Genomic DNA, 18,837 nt, shown 5'->3' with positions numbered 1-18,837 from the left:
GCAGAGTCAACGCCTCGGATCAGGCCTTCGCAGCCTTCGCGGCGGCCTTCATCTTCTTCTTGTACGCCCGGACCTCCTGCAGCGAGCCGGCGTCCACCACATCGGCCACCGACATGTGCGTGCCCGCCTTGCCGTAATCCCCCGCCGCGGCGCGCCACCCGTCCGGGGTCACCCCGTACTGCTTGCCCAGCAGGGCGAGGAAGATGCGGGCCTTCTGGTCACCGAAGCCGGGCAGCAGCTTGAGCCGGCGCAGCACCTCGGCCCCATCCGGGTCGCCGGCGGTCCACAGCGCAGTGACGTCACCGTCGTACTCGTCGACGACGGCCTGCGCCAACGCCTGCACCCGCTTGGACATCGACCCGGGGAAGCGGTGGATCGCAGGGGTTTCCGAGCACAGCGCGACGAACTCGTCCGGGTTGTAGTCCGCGATCTGGCGGGCGTCCACCGCGCCGATGCGGTCGGCGATCTTCTTCGGCCCGGCGAACGCCGTCTCCATCGGGATCTGCTGGTCCAGCAGCATGCCGACCAACAACGCGAACGGGTTGGACTCGAGTAACGCGTCAGACGCTGGATCTTGGGTCAGGCACAGATTCCCGGACATGTCGGCAAGCCTACGACGTCGAGTTTCAACAGAAGCGCTCGCCGCGAGGTGACTCCTGCCAGACTGGCGAGCATGAGCGCGGCCACCGCAGTGCTGCAACGGCTCCCCGACATCAGGTCCTGGCAGGAGGACCTTTATCGGGATCTGCACCAGCACCCCGAGCTGTCGCATCAGGAACACCGCACGGCGCAGCTGGTCGTCGACCGGTTGCGCGCCGCCGGCTACGAGGTGCACGACGGGATCGGCGGCACCGGTGTCGTCGGCATCCTGCGCAACGGCAGCGGCGGGTCGGTGTTGCTGCGCGCCGATATGGACGCGCTGCCCGTCCAGGAGGCCACTGGCCTGCCCTACGCGAGCACCGTGCGCCGCGACGATGTGCCCGTCATGCATGCCTGCGGTCACGACGTGCACGTCGCCTGCCTGCTCGGTGCCGCAACGCTGCTCGCCGCAGGCACCGAGCATTGGTCGGGGACCGCGATCGTCGTCTTCCAACCCGCCGAGGAGGTCGGCGACGGTGCCCGCGGCATGGTCGACGACGGTCTGGCCGAGCTCCTCCCGCCGGTGGATGTCGCGCTGGCCCAACATGTCTTCCCGATACCGGCGGGCCGGGTGGCCACCCACCGCGGCCCGATGCTGACGGCCGCCGACAGCCTCCGGATCACGGTCTACGGCCGGGGCACCCACGGTTCGATGCCGCAGGCGGGTGTCGATCCGGTGGTGCTCGCGGCCATGATCGTGCTGCGACTGCAGACCATCGTCTCCCGGGAAGTCGCCCCCACCGAGACCGTGGTGTTGACCGTCGGCAGCATTCATGCGGGCAGCAAGAGCAACGTGATCTCCGATCGCGCGGTCCTGGAAGTCAATCTGCGCACCTACGACGAAGCCGTCCGCGACGCGGTACTGGCAGCAATCCGGCGCGTCGTCGCCGCCGAATGCCAGGCATCGAATTCCCCGAAGGAGCCCGAATTCGAGCTCTACGACCGGTTCCCGCCGACGATCAACGACGAGGCTGTCACCGACCGGGTGAGCGAGGCGTTCGCCGGATACTTCGGCGAACGATCCATCCAGATCGGTCCCGGAACCGCCAGCGAGGACTTCAGCGAGCTGCCCCGGGCCCTGGGCGCGCCGTACACCTTCTGGGGCGTCGGAGGCGCCGACGAACAGCTCTACCGCACGGCCGTCGAATCCGGCCGTGTCGGCCAGGACATCCCGGTCAACCACTCCCCGACCTTCGCCCCCGTCATCCAGCCCACTTTGGACACCGGAACCCAGGCCCTCGTGGTCGCCGCGCTGGCCTGGCTGGCGGCCTGAAACTGCCCGCCGAGGAGGGGCGCGCTCTCCAGAAGTACGACGAATCCGGGGGCCGGTGTCGGTGCGGTGTGCGAACGTAAACTCCTGACCAGCCGAACGGGCCCAAAAGGAGACAGACATGAGACGCGTGATCGCACCTGTCGTTGCGGCCGTGGCCGCCTCCATCGCCCTGGCTGGCACCGCGCACGCCATCCCCGAGCAGGGCACCCCCGCCTTCGACGAGTACCTGGGCGGTCTGCAGCGCAACGGCTACAACCTGAATCCCGACACCGCCTGGCGCGCCATGCACCAGGCCTGCGTGGGCGGTCTGCCCGGCTACATCGGTCTGGAGTTGGCGGCCCAGGGGGTCATCGGGCCCGGCGCGCAGGAGCGGGTGTTCGACGTGGCCAGGAAGTACGCCTGCCCGGTCCAGTAGTCGATGTCGGGTCAGATTGCGCTGACGCTGGCGGTCGCGCTGCTGTTGGCGGCGGTGGCCGCCGTCCTGGTGGTGCGCACCCGCCGCGTCGTGGCCACCCCCACCGAGCGGGCCGTGCACGCCGCGCTGCACACCGCCTCGGAGGCTGCGCGCGCGTTGCGCCGGGGGCTGGACGCCGAATCCGCCGCCACCGCAGCGCCGTTCCTGCGCGAGCTCACCGGCACCAATGGCGTCGCCCTGTTCGACGGCCACGGCGAACTGCTCGCCGCCGACCCGGCCGATGAACAGATCTGGCAGCCCGACATCACCGAAACCTGCGCGGCGACCGCCGCCGAGTCGATCGCCGGGGAACGCCGGGTCCTCAACGGGGCCCGCACCTCGACCGTGGTGGCCCAGCCGCTGATGACCGAGGCCGGTGACGTGCTCGGCGCGCTCGTCGTCGTCACCATCGGCACCCCCGGCCCCGGCATGCTCGGCGCCGTCGGCGAGGTCGCCCGCTATGCCGCCAGCCAGATCGAACTCGCCGAACTCGATGCCTCCCGCGCCCGGCTGGACAAGGCCGAGGTGCTCGCGCTGCGCGCGCAGATCAGCCCGCACTTCATCTACAACGCGCTCAACACCATCGCCTCGTTCGTGCGCACCGACCCCACCCGGGCCCGCGAACTCATCCTGGAGTTCGCCGATTTCACCCGGTATTCGTTCCGGGCCGCCGGGCAGTACACCACCCTGGCCGAGGAACTGCGCAACATCGACCGCTACCTCACCCTGGAGCGGGCCCGGTTCGGTGCCGCGCTCAAGGTGCGCCTGCAGGTCGCCCCCGAGGTGCTCAACGTGGTGGTGCCGTTCCTGGCGCTACAACCGTTGGTGGAGAACGCGGTACGGCACGGCCTGGCGGGACAGGGCGGCGGATCGGTAGAGATCGTCGCCACCGACGCCGGATCGGACTGCGTCATCACCGTCGAGGACGACGGCTCCGGGATGGACCCCGATGCGCTGCGCGCCGGTCCCGGCGACGCCCTGGCCGAACGGCCTGAGTCCGCGCATGTCGGCCTGACCAATGTCGACCATCGGCTGCGCGCCGCCTTCGGCAACGACTACGGTCTGGTGGTCGAAACAGCTATCGGAGCGGGTACCAAGGTCATCATGCGAGTTCCCAAGTTCCGCTCGGGCGTGCGCGCCGGCGGGGGTGGGTACCCGTGACCGCCCATTTGACCGTGCTCGCCGTCGACGACGAGGCCCCCGCCCTCGACGAATTGGCCTACCTGCTGGGTGACCATCCCGATATCGGCACCGTGCACACCGCCGGCGATGCTACCTCGGCGCTGCGAGAACTCAACCAGCACAACATCGACGCGGTGTTCCTGGACATCAACATGCCCGGCCTGTCCGGAATCGAACTCGCCGGGGTACTGCGCAACTTCGCCAGCCGGCCCGCCGTGGTGTTCGTGACCGCGCACGACGACAAGGCGGTCGCGGCGTTCGACGTCGGCGCCGTCGACTATCTGCTCAAGCCGATCCGGCAGAACCGGCTCGACGAGGCCGTGCGCCGCGTCGTGCAGGCCCGCACCAACGAACCCGAACCGGCCGACGATGCCGACGCCGCCGACTCCGACGTCATCCCCGCCGAGCTTGGTGGCATCACCCACCTGGTCCCCCGGGAGAGCATCGGTTGGGTGGAGGCCGAGGGCGACTACGCCCGGCTGCATTCGGCCACCGGTTCGCACCTGGTGCGAATCCCGGTGAGCGTCTTGGAAACCCGCTGGCGCGACCGCGGCTTCCAACGGATCCACCGGTCCTATCTGGTCTCGCTGCGGCTGGTGACCGGACTGCGCACCGCCGAGGGCGCGATGCTGGTACGCCTGCGCGCCAACGGGGACTCGCCAGCAGTGGAGCTCCCGGTCAGCCGGCGCCAGGCCCGCGAACTGCGCGACCGACTGGTCCGCGACCCGATGCGCAGCCTCAAACCGGGCGGCACCGATGAGTGAGCGGCCGCAACGGCAACGCGTGGTCCTCGCGCACCGTCGGGGAGCGCGGATGGTGCGCACCCGGGTGGAGGTCCAGGAACAGACCCACGTGGGTGACGCCCTGGTCCGTGGACTGGTGCGCGCCCAACTCGGGCTGGCGTTGCGCCTGACCGCGGTGGTCGCGTTGGCGGTCGCCGGGATCCTGGTGCTCAGCGCCGCCGCGCCGGATCTCACCCTGTTCGGGATGCGGCTGAACTGGCTACTGCTGGCCGTGTTGCCCTACCCGCTGCTCTACGGCGTGGGCCGACTGTATGTGCGGCTGGCCGAACAGGGCGAGAAGGACTTCGTCCGGGTCGTCGACAGCGAACCGTGACCGGCTCCCCGCTGACCGCAGCCGCGCTGCTGCTGGCCGCCGTCGCGACGGTGGTGATCGGCAGCTGGGGAGTTCGGCTGTCGCGCACCACCTCTGACTTCCTGGTGGCCTCCCGCAGCGTCGGGCCCCGCTGGAACGCTGCGGCCATCTCCGGGGAATACCTTTCGGCCGCATCGTTTCTCGGGGTCGCCGGCCTGATCGCGAAATACGGTGCGGACGCGCTGTGGTATCCGGTCGGCTTCACCGCCGGCTACCTCGGTCTGCTGCTGTTCGTCGCCGCCCCGCTGCGGCGCTCCGGCGCGTACACGGTGCCCGACTTCGCCGAGTTCCGGCTCGGCTCGGCGCGGCTGCGCAGGGTGGCCATGCTCGTCGTCGTGATGATCTGCCTGTTCTATCTGGCACCGCAGTACCAGGGCGCCGGCTTGGCCCTGAAAACCCTTCTCGGCATGCCGGTCTGGATCGGTCCGGTGTTGGTCGGCGCCATCGTCATCACCAACGTGGTGGGCGGCGGGATGCGGTCGATCACCTTCGTGCAGGCCTTCCAGTACTGGCTGAAACTCACGGCCGTCGCCATACCGGCGCTGGCGCTGCTCGGCTTGTTCGTCTCCGACCGCGGGGACCTCGGCGGCCCTCTGCCGCCGACCGTGGACCGGGCCACCACGGTGCAGATCGAGACCGATGTCGTGGTCCAGGTCGTCGACCCGGCCGGGATCCGGGTCTCCGGGCTGCTGGACGGAAAACCGGTGCGCGACGCCACCTTCGGCGCGGCCGGTGAGCACACCGTCGGCGCCGGATCCCAGCTGACCCTGGAGGCCGGTGCCGCCACCCCGGCGGTGGCCGGGACGCCGAGCACGGGTTCGGAGTGGATCGCCTCCGGCGGTGGCCTGGGCGGCGGGCACCCGCTGTATCAGGTGCTGTCGATCATCGTCGCGACCTTTCTGGGCACCATGGGTCTGCCGCATGTGCTGGTGCGCTTCTACACCAACCGCGACGGCCGGGCCGCCCGGCGCACCGCTCTGGCCGTGATCGCGCTGCTGTCGTTGTTCTATGTGTTCCCCATCCTGCTCGGGGTCTTCTCCCGGCTGTATGTGCCGCAACTGCTGATCACCGGAACCGCCGATGCCGCAGTGCTCTTGGCGCCCGGCTCGGCGATCGGCGGGGCGTTCGGGCAGTTGTTGGCCGCGCTGGTCGCAGCGGGTGCCATCGCGGCGTTCCTGGCGACGTCGTCGGGGTTGCTGGTCAGTATCGCCGGGGCACTGGCCACCGATGTGTTGCGCGGACGGGTCCGGGATTTCCGGGTGGCCGCGGTGATCGGCGGGCTGATCCCGATCCCGCTGTCACTGCTGGTGTCCGACCTGGAGCTGTCGCGCACCGTCGGCCTGGCGTTCGCGGTCGCGGCGTCCACGCTGTGCCCACTGTTGGTGCTCGGCATCTGGTGGCGCGGGCTGACCGCGGCCGGGGCGGCCTGCGGACTGATCGTCGGCGGGCTGGTGTGCGGCGGGGCGGTGCTGGTGGCCATCACCGGCGGTGTCGACGAGACGGTGCTGGGCGGCTGGCCGGCGGTGGTGGTCGGCTATCCCGCCGCGGTGAGCGTGCCGGTGGCGTTCGCGACCATGATCGTGGTCAGCGCGTTCACCACGGCCACCCCGAATGTCGCACAGATCTTCGCCCGGATGCACGTGCCGGAGCGCCTCGGCATGGGCATCGAGCGGCTTCCCCGGGGCTAGACCCGGCGCCGTTCATCGTCGACGACTGACCGTTCACCGCACCTCGTCCCCGTTTCACCCGGTTCACCTGGGGGAACACTTCCGGTTGTGACTTGAGTCTCAATACGCTTCGGAGTCAGTTGCGGTTCACACTCGAACAGTCAGGAGCACGCGGTGCCCACCACCCAGAATCGGCCGGCCCCCACCGGCCAAGAGTTCATCGCCATGCAGGCGAGCCCCGAATTCCAGGAGCTTCGAAGCAGACTGCGGCGCTTCGTGTTCCCGATGACGGCGTTTTTCCTGGTCTGGTACGGCCTCTATGTGCTGCTCGGCGCGTTCGCGCACGACTTCATGGCCACCCCGGTGTTCGGCGTCGTCAACGTCGGGCTGATCATCGGCCTCGGCCAGTTCTTGACGACCTTCATCATCACCGGTCTCTACGTCCGGTTCGCCAACCGTGAGTTGGATCCGCGCGCCGCCGCGATCCGCGAAGAGCTGGAAGGACCGGCCCAGTGAACTACCTGGCAGCAACCGAGGCGGTCGGCAACCCGGTCGCCAACATGGCCATCTTCGGCCTGTTCGTCATCGTGACCATGGTCGTGGTGATCCGGGCCAGCAAGAAAAACGCCACCGCCGCCGAGTTCTTCACCGGCGGCCGCGGGTTCTCCGGACCGCAGAACGGTATCGCCATCGCCGGCGACTACCTGTCGGCCGCGAGCTTCCTGGGCATCGCGGGCGCCATCGCGGTCTACGGCTATGACGGCTTCCTATACTCCATCGGGTTCCTGGTGGCCTGGCTGGTGGCACTGCTACTGGTGGCCGAATTACTGCGCAACACCGGCAAATTCACCATGGCCGACGTTCTGAGCTTCCGGCTCAAACAACGCCCGGTCCGGGTCGCCGCGGCCACTTCGACGCTCACCGTCTCGCTGTTCTACCTGCTGGCCCAGATGGCCGGTGCCGGCGGCCTGGTGGCCCTGCTGATGAACATCAACAGCCGTGCCGGGCAGTCCGTCGTCATCGCCGTCGTCGGCATCCTGATGATCGTCTATGTGCTCGTCGGCGGTATGAAGGGCACCACCTGGGTGCAGATCATCAAGGCGGTGCTGCTGATCGCCGGCGCCGGTTTCATGACGGTGATGGTGCTGACCAAGTTCGGGCTGAACTTCTCCGAGATCCTGACCTCGGCGCAGACCGCCATCTCCGGCGCCACCACCGAGGGCGTGGCCGGCCGTGACGTGCTCGCCCCCGGTGCGCAGTACGGCGGTTCGTTGACCAGCCAGATCAACTTCATCTCGCTGGCCCTGGCGCTGGTACTCGGCACCGCGGGCCTGCCGCACGTGCTGATGCGGTTCTACACGGTGCCGACCGCCAAGGAGGCCCGGCGCAGCGTGGTCTGGGCCATCGCCCTGATCGGCGCCTTCTACCTGTTCACCCTGGTGCTCGGGTACGGCGCGGCGGCCCTGGTCGGCCCGGACCGCATCCTCGGCGCCGCCGGCGGCGTGAACTCGGCGGCCCCACTGCTGGCCCTGGAGCTGGGTGGCGTGGTGCTGCTGGGCATCATCTCCGCGGTCGCCTTCGCCACCATCCTCGCCGTGGTCGCCGGCCTGACCATCACCGCCTCGGCCTCGTTCGCGCACGATATCTACGCCTCGGTGCTGAAGTCGCACGAGGTGACCGAGGCCGAGCAGGTGCGGGTCTCGCGCATCACCGCGGTGGTGCTGGGTGTGCTGGCGATCGGCCTGGGCATCCTGGCCAACGGCCAGAACGTCGCGTTCCTGGTGGCGCTGGCCTTCGCCGTCGCCGCGGCCGCCAACCTGCCGACGATCGTGTACTCGCTGTACTGGAAGCGGTTCAACACCCGAGGCGCGCTGTGGAGCATGTACGGCGGCCTGATCTCCACCATCGTGCTGATCATCTTCTCGCCGGCGGTGTCCGGTACGAAGACGGCGATGATCCCCGGCGCGGACTTCGCCTGGTTCCCGCTGGCCAACCCGGGCATCGTGTCCATCCCGCTGGCGTTCGCACTGGGCATCATCGGCACGCTGACCTCCAAGGACACCGGTGACCCGGCGGTCAACGCGGAGATGGAGGTCCGGTCGCTGACCGGTGTGGGTGCGGAGAAGGCGGTGGCGCACTAGGCGACCCGGAATCGCCGGGATCGGCGGCGGTGGTTCACACCCCTGTGAACTACCGCCGCCGGTTCGTGTTCCGCTGCTGTCCTCAGGTGAGGGTGGCAGACAACGCGCCCCGCACCGATTCCAGTGCGGCATCGGGGTTGTCCCAGAACACCATGTGGCCGGCGGACGGCACCTCGACCAGTTCCGCATGCGGGTTGGTCTGCTCGACCTCCCGCACGCTCGCGGCCGGTACCACCGGACTCTGTGCGCCGTACACGAAGACAGTGGGCGCCGGCACCGCGGGCCACGTCGCGAAGAAGTCCTCGGTCTCGAAGCCTCGATGGGTGGCGACGATGGCGTCTTCGGAGCAACTGGCCAGCCACCTGGCACGCAATTCCTGTTCGCGCCGGGGCCACCGCGGCCACGACTGTGCCACCTCGTCGGCCGTCGTCCCGTTCCGGGCCTGCGCCAGTTGGGCGAGGAACATGTCCAGCGTCGTGGGATAGGGATCTCGACCGGGTCCGCTCGTCGGCGGATCGACCAACACCGTCCCCCGCAGCGGGACCTTGGCCCGCGCCGCTGTCAGCGCGGCTATCCGGGCACCCATGGAATGCCCCAGCAGCACGGGGCGATCCAGCGCAAGTCCACCGATGACGGCTTCGGTGTCCTCGGCGTACGCGTCGAGGTCGTAGTCGTCACCGTCATCGGACAGTCCGCGCCCGCGGACGTCGACGACTATGGGTCGCACCAGATCGGTGAGCCGCCGCGCCACGAAGTCCATGCAGATCGCCGGGCTGGTGATACCCGGCAGTATCACGGCCGGAGGAAGTTCTCCGCCATAGTCCAGCACATGCAGACGAAGTTCTGCCGAGCGCACCCACCTGCTGACCGCGGGGACATCTGCCAGGTCTGCCAACGCGTCCTGGCGTATGCACCGACCGACCGCCCTGCCGGTCACGACGGACTCACCGTGGCAGCGGACGCCAACTCGCCCAGATAGCCGATCGCATCGTCCAAAGTGATGACGTCACCGTACTTCTCCTGGATATCGAACAAGTTCGCCTCGTGCGGTCCTGGGGCGCGGTCACCGACACATTCGCGAATCACCAGGACCGAGAATCCCGACTGCACGGCGTCGACCACGGTCGCACGGACGCAGCCGCTGGTGGTAGCTCCGCAGATCAGCACCGTATCGCACCCATGAGCGACCAGCGCCGACGCCAGCGGGGTGCCGAAGAACGCGGAGGCACCCTTCTTCACGATCTGCTGATCCTCTTCGCGCAGCGGCAATCTGGGATCGAGGGTCGATTCCGGACTGCCGACTCGGAGGTTTCGCATGCCGGTAGCCTTGCCCAGCCAAGTCACCACCGACCCGTTGATCTCGGCGGGCGTGTAGGCAATCGTGGTGAACACCACCGGCACACCCGCCGCCCGACCCGACTCGATCAGTTGCCCGGTGCTCGTGACGACGTCGGTGAGGTCGGTGCCGGTCGGGAATCCAGCCTCGGTGAATCCGCAGCTGAGGTCGACGACAACGATCACCGGTCGCCGGCCACGGCGCACCGCGGCACCGAAACCGGCCTGCTCATAGGTGTCGTCGGTCGCTGCTCCATACCGGCCGGTCATGGCGCGACGCCTTCGGTGTCGAATGCGCCGCTGAGCAGACGCCCCGCGTTGGGAACCAGCGGCCGAAGCCCCAGGCGGCTCAGAATCGAGTACGTCGTCGCGACCGCTGCCGTCAGCACCGGCAATCCCGCCTCGTCCTCGACGGGCTGCACCGCGGCCAGCGAGGGCATCTGGACACAGGCCGAGAGGACCAGCGCGTCGGCATTGCTGAGGTCCAGCTTCTTGTAGTGCTCACGCAGGTCCGCCGGGTCGAGTCGGGCGACTGCCAGGTTGTCCGATACCTCAAGGCTGTGCGCGCTGACCACCTCGACCCCGGCGTCCTCGATGTAGTCCACGACGAGTTTCGTGAGCGGCTTGAGGTAGGGCGTCAGGATCGCCACCCGACGCGCTTTGAGGGTCTCGATTCCCTCCAGAAGCGCTCCGGCACTGGAAATCACCGGCGCGTCGGCGCCCTCGCTCCGCAACGTCGCAGTGATCTGATCCTCCGCGACACAGTGGTGACCGGGTCCCTGCGCCATGATCGCGACCAGACAGGCGGTGCTCACGACGTCCGGGCGGGCGTCCGCCATTTCCAGCGCAGCTCGCTCGGTCTGAGAATTCATGGCACGCAACCCCTCTGGCGTCACGTGCTGCATGCGCATCCGGCTGGTGTGGAAGACGAAATCGTCCTCGGGGATGACGCCTTGCCGGGACCGCAACATGCGTGGCAGCTCGGTCTCCATCGTCAGGTTCGAACTCGGCACGATCATGCCGATGTGGTGCACAGTCATGTGTCAAGCGCCTTTCGAGGCCTGCGCCAGCGTCGCCTTGTTATAGCCCGCTGCGGATTTGTAACTGTCCAGGATGGCGTGGATCTCCTCGGTCGTGATCACGTCTTCCACCCGCTCGAAACGTTGGTAGTCCGTGCGCGTCTCCACGACCTCGATGAGGTGGTCCGGTGGGGTGGAGCGGTTCTTCAGGACCAGCGCGTTGGCAGCGTCCCGGCGGGCCAGCTCATACCGGACCAGTGCCGCAGCCACATCGGACTCCTCGGCAATCGCGTCGGCAAGGGCGACCGTGTCGAGAATCGCCTGCATCGCGCCGTTGGATCCCCGAGGAATCATCGCGTGCGCGGCATCGCCGACAAGCGTGACGTGCCCGAAGGTCCAACGGTCCACCGGATCTCGGTCCGACATCGGGTACTCGAGGATGGCCTCGGCATTCCTGATCAAGGCCGGCACATCGAGCCAGTCGAACGTCCAGTCCGCAAACGCGGGCAGCACATCCTCGACCCGTCCCGCGACACTCCAGTCGACCGGCCCCGACTCCTCTTGGCGAATCTCGGCGACCCAGTTCACCAGCTGATTGCCGTCGGGCAGATTACGGATCGGGTAGATCACCATCTTGCCGCGGTCGACGGTGCCGATCCGGAGATGTGAACCGCCCGAGGCGATCGGCGGGTGAATCGTGGTCCCCCGCCACATGTTCACACCGGTGAAGACGGGTGCGCCCTCGTCGGGATAGAACTGCGCACGGATGCTGGAATGGATTCCATCGCAGGCGATCACCGCCCGGCCCGATTGCGACGGTAGGGGTTCCTGACTCTGCGAGTCGACGAAGTGCACGACGGCGCCCTCCGCGGTCTCCTCCACACCGGTGCTGGTGTGTCCCAGTGTCACGGCGTCGGCGCCGAGCCGCTCCACCACGGCGTTGTAGAGCACTTCGTGCAGATCGGCACGGTGGATCAGGAACTGCGGGTACTCAGAGGCAGCGGGGTCGGTGTGGACGAACTGCCCCTTGCTGGTGACGAAGCAGGATTCCTGGAAAACGACGGCGCGCTTGCGCAATTCTTCCAGCAGGCCGAGCTCCACCAATGCCTTCGTGCCGTGTGGCAGCAGCGAGATCCCCACTCCGAGCGGCCGGAGCGCGGGGGCCGCCTCGTACACGTGGCACGCAACACCCCGCTGATAGAGGTGCAGGGCGAGGCTGAGTCCAGCGATCCCGCCGCCGACGATCACAATTCGGTCATCGAGCATCGATGTTGACACCTTTCTTGGATACAAAACGAGATCAGAGGCGCCCGAATAGCCGGAGCGCGTTCTCGCCGAGCACACCGTCGAGGTGTTCGGCAGAAACGTTCGCCCGAACGAACTCCAGGGCCTTGCGTGAGGAGAAGTACGGGAAGTCGGTCGAGAACAGGATCTGCTCTGCCGGCACGATCTTCATCAGCAACTCCAGCGTCTCGGGCTCATTGCAGACCGTGTCGAAGTAGAGGGTCTGCAGATACTCCCGGAAGGAGCGCTTCATGTCGGGCCACCATCCCTTGGTCCGGTACACCTCCAGGCGACCGTGCAGGTAGGGCAAGGTGCCACCGGCATGTGGATGCACGATCTTGAGGTTCGGGAACCGATCGAGCACGCCACCGACGATCAACCCCATCGTCGCGAAGCTGGTGTCGAACATGTAGCCGAGCGACACCTCCATCCGGTACGGAAGCGCCTTGGGTGACCGGAATGTTCGGGTTGGATGCAGCAGCAGCGGCACACCGAGGGCTTCGACCATCTCGTACAACGGGTAAAGACGTTCGGTGGCAATGGTTTCCCCAGCCACATTGCCGGGCACCATGATCCCGCTGAGGTTCAGCCTGCCAGTGGCGTCCTCCAGAACCTTCATGGCCGCGGTGACGTCGCCGAACGGAAGATGGGCGAGCCCGATGAAGCGATCGGGGTAGGTGACCTCCGCTCGGCGCATCTCCTCGTTGAGCAATGTGCATAGTTCGGCGGCTTCACCGTGGTCGCGGTCGCTCAGGTCGCCCGCGATCGACGCGCTGACGACCGCGGTGTCGATACCCGAACTGTCGAGCACCTTGACCTGGAAATCCAGATCCGTGTGACGCGCATCGTACTTCCAGATCTCGTCTTCGGAGACCTCGTACAGGTAGCCCTCGTCGGTCCGCGAGGCGCGCGGGTAGTCGGTGCGTCCCAGGTGCAGATCGATCAGCGCGGGCGGGTGCCAATGCCATTGGCAATCAACGATCATGGAGCCGGGGCTTCCTCTCTTCCGGTGGGACTCGGGTCACTGCTGGTCGTTGAGCAGTTCGACGGCCTTCTCGGCAGGCTTGATGTCGACGATGTCCTCATAGCTGAGTTCCAGCGCGGACGGGTCGAGCTGACCGGCGCGCACAGCGACCTCGAGGTCCGTCTTGACCGTCTCGGGTGAGAGCGTCGAGATGTCGGTGGGCCACACACCGAATTCGTTGGCGCGGTTCCAGTTCACCTCCAGGGTCTCCTTGGCTGGAGCAGGATCCATCGCTTCGTTGGACCACTCGGTGTAGGCCTCGAAATCCTCCAGGCCCACCTTGTTGGCCTCGAGTACCGAGGCGCAGAATGCCGCGGCACGATCCTGGTTGTTGTCCAGCCATTCCTTGGTGGCGGCATATACGAAGCCCACCGAGTTCATGTCCTCGGCAACGACGCTGAGGGTGTTGACGTCATCGCGCTGCGCCTTGAGTTGGGCGATCTCGAACGGATCGAGCACGGCGACCTGAGCTTCCCCGGAGGCCAACGCCGCGAGCCGGAGGCCGCCGTCCTCGAGGATCTGCACGTTGGGCAGGTCGGCAACCACGATGTCCAGACCGTTCGCCTCGAACACATGGTTGAACACGTGGTCCACCAGACCGCCTGGACTATCGACGGCGACAGAGACATTCGGGTCGGTGAGCTGCTCGATGCTGGTAACGTCGCCGATTCCCACCACCTCATCGGTAAGCGCCCCCTGAATGGGGCAGAACAGCCGCAGGTCGTGCCCCTGCTGGATGGTCTTGACGAAGGCGGTGAACGATCCCGTCACGACCTCCGCGCGGTCCGAGAGCAGCAGTTGCACCGCGGTGGCATGGGAGGACAGCTCCGTGATGTCGTCCTTCTTCTGGTCGAGACCGAACTGTTCGCCAAACCGCCAGGGGCCCTGTGCCTGGGGCACGTAGGCATCTCCCGAGGTGCTCCAGGCGACCTGCACCGAACGCAGCTTCCCGCTGGCGTCCGCTTGCTCCTGTGAGGTGGGGCTCGAACAAGCGGCCAGGGAGGCCGCGGCGCACGCGGCAGCGACGATGGTCCACGGACGGGAATTGAAAGTACGGGTTACTGACGTCATGACGATTCCTAATCGATTGGAGGGGTTGGGTTTTCCAGATGTGGGCCCGACGTCGTCGAACAGGCCCGTTGCCTTATTGGTTCAGGCTGTTTTCCACGCGAGCAGCCGGTTCTCTCCTGCTTTCGCCATGGACATGACGAGCGCCCCCAGCACCGTCAACACCAGTACGGCCGCATACAGGTGGTCCAATTCGAACGAACTCCCCGCCTTGATCATGTAGAGACCCAGGCCCTCCGCCCGCAGGAACAGATCCGCGATCAGCGCACCCTGAATGCTGCGTCCCACAGACATCCGGATGCCGGTCAGGATGTACGGTCCGGCCCAGGGGATCAGGATGCGCGCCATCATCGCCCGCGGAGTCACCTCGAAGGCCCGCGCCATCTCCATTACCTCGTCGGGTACCTCGCGCAATCCCGCTGCGGTGTTGATGATTACGATGAAAATGCAGAACAGTACGGTGAACGCGATCTTCGCCGTGGTGCCCATCCCGAAATAGATCGAGATCACCGGGACCAGCATCACCAGTGGTGCCGCGAAGCCGATCTTTACCAGCGGATCGAGCACAGCGTTCCACGCGTCGTAGTAGCCCATCAGCGCGCCGACCGCCACGCCGAGCACGGAGCCCACCACGACACCGATCAGGGCGATCAATAGTGTCTGTGCCGCAGCGGCGGGTAACGCTCCGTTGATGCTCTCCGACCAGGTAGCGGCCAGTATCTCCGACGGCGGCAGCAGCCAGAAGAGGTCGCCGTAGGTTCCGGCGATCTGCCAGATCGTCAGTGCCGCCAGCACCGCAGTCACCGAGACGGCCATCAGCCCGTACTTCGTATCCAGCTTGTTCATCACTGGCCTCCGGCCTTCGTCGTCCCACGGAGCAGACGGGTCTCGATCAGATAGAGGATCTTGTCCGCGAACAACGCGATGGCAATCACCAGGATGGCCAGGGCGAAGTAAAGATCGAGCTCACGCAGCGCGCCGAACTGCCGCAGCAGGTGGCCTGTTCCGATGGAGATCCACAACTCGGCGATCACCATCCCCTTGATCGCCATGCCCAGACCCAGGCGCACGCCGGCCACCACGAACGGCGCGGCCGCTGGCAGGTATATCCGGGTGTACATGCGCCACCTGCTGGTGCAGAAGGCATTCGCCATCTCCGACAGCGAGCCCTCCACGTACCGGACGCCGGCCGCGGTGTTCATGATCGGGAAGAACACCGCGAAGAAGACCACTACCGACACCAGGTAACCGAGCTGTGCACCGAAGATGATGATCAGCAGGGGCAGCAGCGACTCCTTGCTGGTCACGTACAGCGCGTTGACGAACGGGGTGAGCGCCGCGTCCACCACTTTGGAGGCACCCATCAAGGCGCCCAACGGGATGGCGATCGCCAGCGACAGTACGAAGCCGATGATCAGCTGCTGGATGCTGACCGCCAGCGTGGCGGTGTAACCCGCGCTGACCAGTTCGGGCATCGCAGCCAATACCTCGGGGATGGTCGGCAGGAAGAACGGCCCCTGGATCATGGCCGTGATCTGCCACACCGCGAGTATCCCGCCATATGCCACGACGCGCATCCAGAAATGCTTGCGCTTCTTCGACATCGACGGGCGCTTGCCCTCGGTGCCCGGCTCACCGGATGGGCGCTGCGACTCCTCGACCGCAGTGATGGTCACTGGCGGTCCTCTCCGGCAGAACCCGTCAGGTGCAGGCAGCGCAGGACCTCACCCTTGAGCTTGGCGAAATCGGGCAGCGCCCGAATCTCCGGATTCCGCGGCCGGGGCAGGTCGACATCGAAGACCTCGCTGATCCGACCGGGCCGAGCGCTCATGACGATCACCTTGTCGGCAAGATAGAGCGCCTCTTCGATGTCGTGGGTGACGAACACGACGGTCTTGTTGTCGCGCTCCCACAGATTGAGCAATTCTTCCTGCAGTTTCATCCGGGTGAGGTCATCGACCGCACCGAACGGCTCGTCCATCAACAGGATCTTGGGATCGATCGCCAGCGCCCGGATCAGACCGACCCGCTGCTGCATACCGCCGGAAAGCTGCCCCGGATAGTGCTGCTCGAAGCCCTCCAGTCCCACCACTTTCATCCAGTGGGTGGCCGTCTCGCGGCGTTTCTCCTTGGGTACGCCCAGGTTCTCCAGGCCGAACTCGACATTCGCCAGCACCGAGCGCCACGGCAACAGGTTATAGCGCTGGAACACGAATCCGATGTCCAGGGTTGGCTTTTCGATGGCCGTGCCGTTGAGCAAGACCCGGCCTGAGTCCGGCTTCTGCAAGCCGTCGATGATTCTGAGCAGAGTGGACTTTCCGCAGCCACTGGGGCCTACGATGCAACAGAAGGTGCCTGGCTCGATGGTGAGACTGAAGTCCTCCAGCGCCTGCACCCGCCCCGACCGCTTGGTCTCGAACGTCAGACTCACGTTCTGGATGTCGACCTGAGCCGCGTGATTGATTCCTTCGCCAGGCCGGTTTGTGTCGAGTTGTATTGTCATAGCGAACCTTTCCGAGCGAAGTAGAGTGCCGTTGGTTTGGTCATGGGTTAGACCGCTCATCGTCGATCAGGTATCCGTTGACGACAACTGGCGCCCCGTCGAGCTCAATGGTGCAGCCGCGCATGGCGATATCGAGGTGCGCGTAGGAATCCCGCCCGAGATATGGATGCGGGCCGGTCGACCAGAGGAAGTTGCCCGCGTAAGCGCGGGCGTCCATTCCCATTATTTCGTGCTTGGAGTACATCGCGGTGGCGAACCAGTCGGCCGATCGCATAAGACCCCAGCCCATGTGACTGAGGTAGCGCGCCCACTTGTCATTCGAATCGATGAAGTATTGCTCCAGCATCGCCGCTTCACCACCGCCGCTGACTTTTTCGATCTGACCGGCCACCACCGACAGCCGGACCGCGTCGCGTACGTACTCCTTGAACGGCAGCAGGATATCTCCGGGCGCCAACACAACTGTGCCCTCGCTGATCTGGGGCCAGCACAGCATCATCGTCGACGGCCAGTGGTCCCACCGGCCCGGATCATCGGCGAAGCCGGTCTGGAATCCTGGGTGCGCGTTGGCCATGTCCACCGTCAACTCGGTGCCGTGCGACGACCTGACCACCATGGTCGCGGCGGCCTCGGCCGCGGCGACGGCCGCCAGTGCGCGGTCTTTGTCCCCGGGCGTCGGCATGTTGCGGATGAGCACTTCCGGCGCGTCGCACACGAAGATGATGCGCGTACCGGCGGCGAGGATGGACTGCTGCGCCGGGGCGTGGATGAAGCCCTCACGGGTGAGGTCCACTACCAGATCGGCGTTCTTCAACAGTTCCTGGGCAACGTTGTCCTGGAGCACGGAGACCAGACCGGGTCCGGAACCGGTGTGGGTCGAGGGTGTGGGGGCTGCCGATCCCCCGGGCACCACCGCTGAGATAACGTGTGCTCCCAAGGATTTGGCTGCTGCGAAGGTGGCGGACACATAGTCGGATCTACTGCTGGGTTCGGAGAGAATCACCACGTGCTCGCCGTCATGCACCTTGCACAGCTCGAGTTCGGCGCGAAACGTCGATACAAGGTCGACGCTTTCGAAGTCGATCATCAAGATTCCTCAGTTCATTACGTTTTCAGGCGATTCGGACGTCAGTACTGCGGGGGCGAGCTGTGCGGCCGTGGCGTTCTTGACCGAACGACGCATGGCAAGCGAGCGCAGGTAGGGGATTTCGGACCGCGCCACGTCCATATCCGCGAGATCGACCTCGCAGGTCACCATCCCCTCTTCCCGGCCGAGGCCGGCCATCACTTCGCCCCGGGGGCCGACGATCCGACTGTGGCCGGCGAACTCGCCGCCTCGGCCGTCACTTCCGGTAAGTCCGGCAGCAACCAGGAAGCACCCGTTCTCCAGCGCTCGCGAGCGGGTCATCAGCTCCCAGGCATGTAACCGAGTGAGTCCGAAAGCGGCTGGTACCGCGATGAGCTCAGCACCTCGGAGTACCAGTTCACGAACCATCTCGGGGAAGCCCGCCTCGTAGCAGATGGCGACACCGATAGTCCCGACATGCGTCTTCACCACGACGCCTGTGCGGTCGCTCGCGGTCAGCACTTCCACTTCAGGCCCCCAAAGGTAGCCCTTGTCCGCTGTTCCCAGCACCCCGGACGGGCCGATCACATAGGCACGATCGGTGAAGTCACCGGATTCCGTCCGCACATACACGGCCGTGGCGATCACCAGGTCGAGCTCAGCTGCGAGCGCGATGAGTCTGCGCACGGTAGGCCCCAGCGGCGGTTCGGCGTATGCGGTGTCGAAGACGTATCCGTTGCCGAACAGCTCGGGCAACACCACCAGCTGCCCTTTCCCGCTCCTGCCGGCCCGTAGTTCCTGTTCCACCCGCGCCAGGTTGCGGTCCCAATGACCGATTTCGGCATTTACCTGCACACCGCCCACAGTGATCTGTCGCCCACCTGCGAGATGCATCAGGACCCTTTCCATGCTGTTGCGCAACCGATCCTGCAAGCGGTTGCACAGCCGATTGACCCCAAGACTGACAGCAGTCGGAACCCTCGTCAAGCGCTACGGGCAAATTGTTGCAACAGGAAATGACCGGGGG

General features: G+C 66.4%; 20 protein-coding genes. 8 read left to right on the top strand and 12 right to left on the bottom strand.

Features of this window, described 5'->3' with window-relative positions; all coding sequences use genetic code 11:
- Positions 1-19: 19 nt before the first annotated feature.
- Positions 20-601 (bottom strand): HhH-GPD-type base excision DNA repair protein, encoded by a 582-nt coding sequence (locus tag V4U86_RS06210; RefSeq protein ID WP_395310412.1) that lies wholly within the window; start codon positions 599-601, stop codon positions 20-22.
- 72 nt (positions 602-673) lie between these two features.
- Between V4U86_RS06210 and V4U86_RS06205 the strand changes: the two genes are divergently transcribed.
- From V4U86_RS06205 to V4U86_RS06170, 8 genes are all read left to right on the top strand, one after another.
- On the top strand, positions 674-1,912 hold the full coding sequence (locus tag V4U86_RS06205) for an amidohydrolase (protein ID WP_395310411.1): 1,239 nt from the start codon (positions 674-676) through the stop codon (positions 1,910-1,912).
- Between the two features lie 118 nt (positions 1,913-2,030).
- The gene (locus V4U86_RS06200; protein WP_395310410.1) at positions 2,031-2,327 is read left to right on the top strand and encodes a DUF732 domain-containing protein; all 297 of its coding nucleotides are present in this window, start codon (positions 2,031-2,033) and stop codon (positions 2,325-2,327) included.
- Between the two features lie 3 nt (positions 2,328-2,330).
- A complete protein-coding gene (locus V4U86_RS06195) occupies positions 2,331-3,527 on the top strand; it encodes a sensor histidine kinase (RefSeq protein ID WP_395310409.1) in 1,197 nt (398 codons plus the stop codon).
- On the top strand, positions 3,524-4,312 hold the full coding sequence (locus V4U86_RS06190; protein ID WP_395310408.1) for a LytR/AlgR family response regulator transcription factor: 789 nt from the start codon (positions 3,524-3,526) through the stop codon (positions 4,310-4,312). The genes V4U86_RS06195 and V4U86_RS06190 overlap by 4 nt, the downstream gene beginning before the upstream one ends.
- Positions 4,305-4,664 carry a hypothetical protein gene (locus V4U86_RS06185; RefSeq protein WP_395310407.1) on the top strand — a complete coding sequence of 120 codons (360 nt, stop codon included), beginning with the start codon at positions 4,305-4,307 and terminating at the stop codon, positions 4,662-4,664. Before V4U86_RS06190 ends, V4U86_RS06185 begins: the two co-directional genes overlap by 8 nt.
- The gene (locus V4U86_RS06180) at positions 4,661-6,391 is read left to right on the top strand and encodes a cation acetate symporter (protein WP_395310406.1); all 1,731 of its coding nucleotides are present in this window, start codon (positions 4,661-4,663) and stop codon (positions 6,389-6,391) included. Before V4U86_RS06185 ends, V4U86_RS06180 begins: the two co-directional genes overlap by 4 nt.
- A gap of 204 nt (positions 6,392-6,595) precedes the next feature.
- Complete coding sequence (locus tag V4U86_RS06175) at positions 6,596-6,886, top strand: DUF485 domain-containing protein (RefSeq protein ID WP_395311926.1); 291 nt, start codon at positions 6,596-6,598, stop codon at positions 6,884-6,886.
- 44 nt (positions 6,887-6,930) lie between these two features.
- Positions 6,931-8,511 carry a solute symporter family protein gene (locus V4U86_RS06170; protein WP_395311925.1) on the top strand — a complete coding sequence of 527 codons (1,581 nt, stop codon included), beginning with the start codon at positions 6,931-6,933 and terminating at the stop codon, positions 8,509-8,511.
- A gap of 82 nt (positions 8,512-8,593) precedes the next feature.
- Here the strand turns inward: V4U86_RS06170 and V4U86_RS06165 are convergent, their stop codons facing one another.
- The 11 genes from V4U86_RS06165 to V4U86_RS06115 all read right to left on the bottom strand — a co-directional run bounded on the left by V4U86_RS06165 (position 8,594) and on the right by V4U86_RS06115 (position 18,704).
- Positions 8,594-9,448 (bottom strand): alpha/beta fold hydrolase, encoded by an 855-nt coding sequence (locus tag V4U86_RS06165; protein ID WP_395310405.1) that lies wholly within the window; start codon positions 9,446-9,448, stop codon positions 8,594-8,596.
- Positions 9,445-10,116: an isochorismatase family protein gene (locus V4U86_RS06160; RefSeq protein WP_395310404.1), complete on the bottom strand. Its 672-nt coding sequence runs from the start codon at positions 10,114-10,116 to the stop codon at positions 9,445-9,447. The genes V4U86_RS06165 and V4U86_RS06160 overlap by 4 nt, the downstream gene beginning before the upstream one ends.
- Positions 10,113-10,886 carry a maleate cis-trans isomerase family protein gene (locus V4U86_RS06155; RefSeq protein ID WP_395310403.1) on the bottom strand — a complete coding sequence of 258 codons (774 nt, stop codon included), beginning with the start codon at positions 10,884-10,886 and terminating at the stop codon, positions 10,113-10,115. Before V4U86_RS06155 ends, V4U86_RS06160 begins: the two co-directional genes overlap by 4 nt.
- A gap of 3 nt (positions 10,887-10,889) precedes the next feature.
- Entirely contained in the window at positions 10,890-12,131 is a 1,242-nt protein-coding gene (locus V4U86_RS06150; RefSeq protein ID WP_395310402.1) for an FAD-dependent monooxygenase, read from the bottom strand.
- Positions 12,132-12,165: 34 nt separating this feature from the next.
- The gene (locus V4U86_RS06145; RefSeq protein WP_395310401.1) at positions 12,166-13,134 is read right to left on the bottom strand and encodes an amidohydrolase family protein; all 969 of its coding nucleotides are present in this window, start codon (positions 13,132-13,134) and stop codon (positions 12,166-12,168) included.
- Between the two features lie 36 nt (positions 13,135-13,170).
- The gene (locus V4U86_RS06140) at positions 13,171-14,244 is read right to left on the bottom strand and encodes an ABC transporter substrate-binding protein (protein WP_395310400.1); all 1,074 of its coding nucleotides are present in this window, start codon (positions 14,242-14,244) and stop codon (positions 13,171-13,173) included.
- A gap of 81 nt (positions 14,245-14,325) precedes the next feature.
- Positions 14,326-15,036, bottom strand: a complete 711-nt coding sequence (locus V4U86_RS06135) for an ABC transporter permease (protein WP_395310399.1) — start codon at positions 15,034-15,036, stop codon at positions 14,326-14,328.
- 50 nt (positions 15,037-15,086) lie between these two features.
- The gene (locus tag V4U86_RS06130; protein ID WP_395310398.1) at positions 15,087-15,917 is read right to left on the bottom strand and encodes an ABC transporter permease; all 831 of its coding nucleotides are present in this window, start codon (positions 15,915-15,917) and stop codon (positions 15,087-15,089) included.
- Complete coding sequence (locus V4U86_RS06125; protein ID WP_395310397.1) at positions 15,914-16,804, bottom strand: ABC transporter ATP-binding protein; 891 nt, start codon at positions 16,802-16,804, stop codon at positions 15,914-15,916. Before V4U86_RS06125 ends, V4U86_RS06130 begins: the two co-directional genes overlap by 4 nt.
- The gene (locus V4U86_RS06120) at positions 16,785-17,831 is read right to left on the bottom strand and encodes a hypothetical protein (RefSeq protein ID WP_395310396.1); all 1,047 of its coding nucleotides are present in this window, start codon (positions 17,829-17,831) and stop codon (positions 16,785-16,787) included. The genes V4U86_RS06125 and V4U86_RS06120 overlap by 20 nt, the downstream gene beginning before the upstream one ends.
- A 9-nt stretch (positions 17,832-17,840) precedes the next feature.
- The gene (locus tag V4U86_RS06115; protein ID WP_395310395.1) at positions 17,841-18,704 is read right to left on the bottom strand and encodes a carbon-nitrogen hydrolase family protein; all 864 of its coding nucleotides are present in this window, start codon (positions 18,702-18,704) and stop codon (positions 17,841-17,843) included.
- Positions 18,705-18,837: the final 133 nt, after the last annotated feature.

This window comes from Mycobacterium sp. AMU20-3851 (genome assembly GCF_043974665.1).
Taxonomy (GTDB): domain Bacteria; phylum Actinomycetota; class Actinomycetes; order Mycobacteriales; family Mycobacteriaceae; genus Mycobacterium.
Note: the sequence above shows the minus strand (reverse complement) of the source record. Positions and strands in the feature narration are given on the sequence as shown.

What these genes read in the sequence shown, in the direction of transcription:
- V4U86_RS06210 (WP_395310412.1), bottom strand. Translation starts at nt 601, where the DNA reads ATGTCCGGGAATCTGTGCCTGACCCAAGATCCAGCGTCTGACGCGTTA.
- V4U86_RS06205 (WP_395310411.1), top strand. Translation starts at nt 674, where the DNA reads ATGAGCGCGGCCACCGCAGTGCTGCAACGGCTCCCCGACATCAGGTCC.
- V4U86_RS06200 (WP_395310410.1), top strand. Translation starts at nt 2,031, where the DNA reads ATGAGACGCGTGATCGCACCTGTCGTTGCGGCCGTGGCCGCCTCCATC.
- V4U86_RS06195 (WP_395310409.1), top strand. Translation starts at nt 2,331, where the DNA reads ATGTCGGGTCAGATTGCGCTGACGCTGGCGGTCGCGCTGCTGTTGGCG.
- V4U86_RS06185 (WP_395310407.1), top strand. Translation starts at nt 4,305, where the DNA reads ATGAGTGAGCGGCCGCAACGGCAACGCGTGGTCCTCGCGCACCGTCGG.
- V4U86_RS06175 (WP_395311926.1), top strand. Translation starts at nt 6,596, where the DNA reads ATGCAGGCGAGCCCCGAATTCCAGGAGCTTCGAAGCAGACTGCGGCGC.
- V4U86_RS06170 (WP_395311925.1), top strand. Translation starts at nt 6,931, where the DNA reads ATGGCCATCTTCGGCCTGTTCGTCATCGTGACCATGGTCGTGGTGATC.
- V4U86_RS06160 (WP_395310404.1), bottom strand. Translation starts at nt 10,116, where the DNA reads ATGACCGGCCGGTATGGAGCAGCGACCGACGACACCTATGAGCAGGCC.
- V4U86_RS06155 (WP_395310403.1), bottom strand. Translation starts at nt 10,886, where the DNA reads ATGACTGTGCACCACATCGGCATGATCGTGCCGAGTTCGAACCTGACG.
- V4U86_RS06150 (WP_395310402.1), bottom strand. Translation starts at nt 12,131, where the DNA reads ATGCTCGATGACCGAATTGTGATCGTCGGCGGCGGGATCGCTGGACTC.
- V4U86_RS06145 (WP_395310401.1), bottom strand. Translation starts at nt 13,134, where the DNA reads ATGATCGTTGATTGCCAATGGCATTGGCACCCGCCCGCGCTGATCGAT.
- V4U86_RS06140 (WP_395310400.1), bottom strand. Translation starts at nt 14,244, where the DNA reads ATGACGTCAGTAACCCGTACTTTCAATTCCCGTCCGTGGACCATCGTC.
- V4U86_RS06125 (WP_395310397.1), bottom strand. Translation starts at nt 16,804, where the DNA reads ATGAGCGGTCTAACCCATGACCAAACCAACGGCACTCTACTTCGCTCG.
- V4U86_RS06120 (WP_395310396.1), bottom strand. Translation starts at nt 17,831, where the DNA reads ATGATCGACTTCGAAAGCGTCGACCTTGTATCGACGTTTCGCGCCGAA.
- V4U86_RS06115 (WP_395310395.1), bottom strand. Translation starts at nt 18,704, where the DNA reads ATGCATCTCGCAGGTGGGCGACAGATCACTGTGGGCGGTGTGCAGGTA.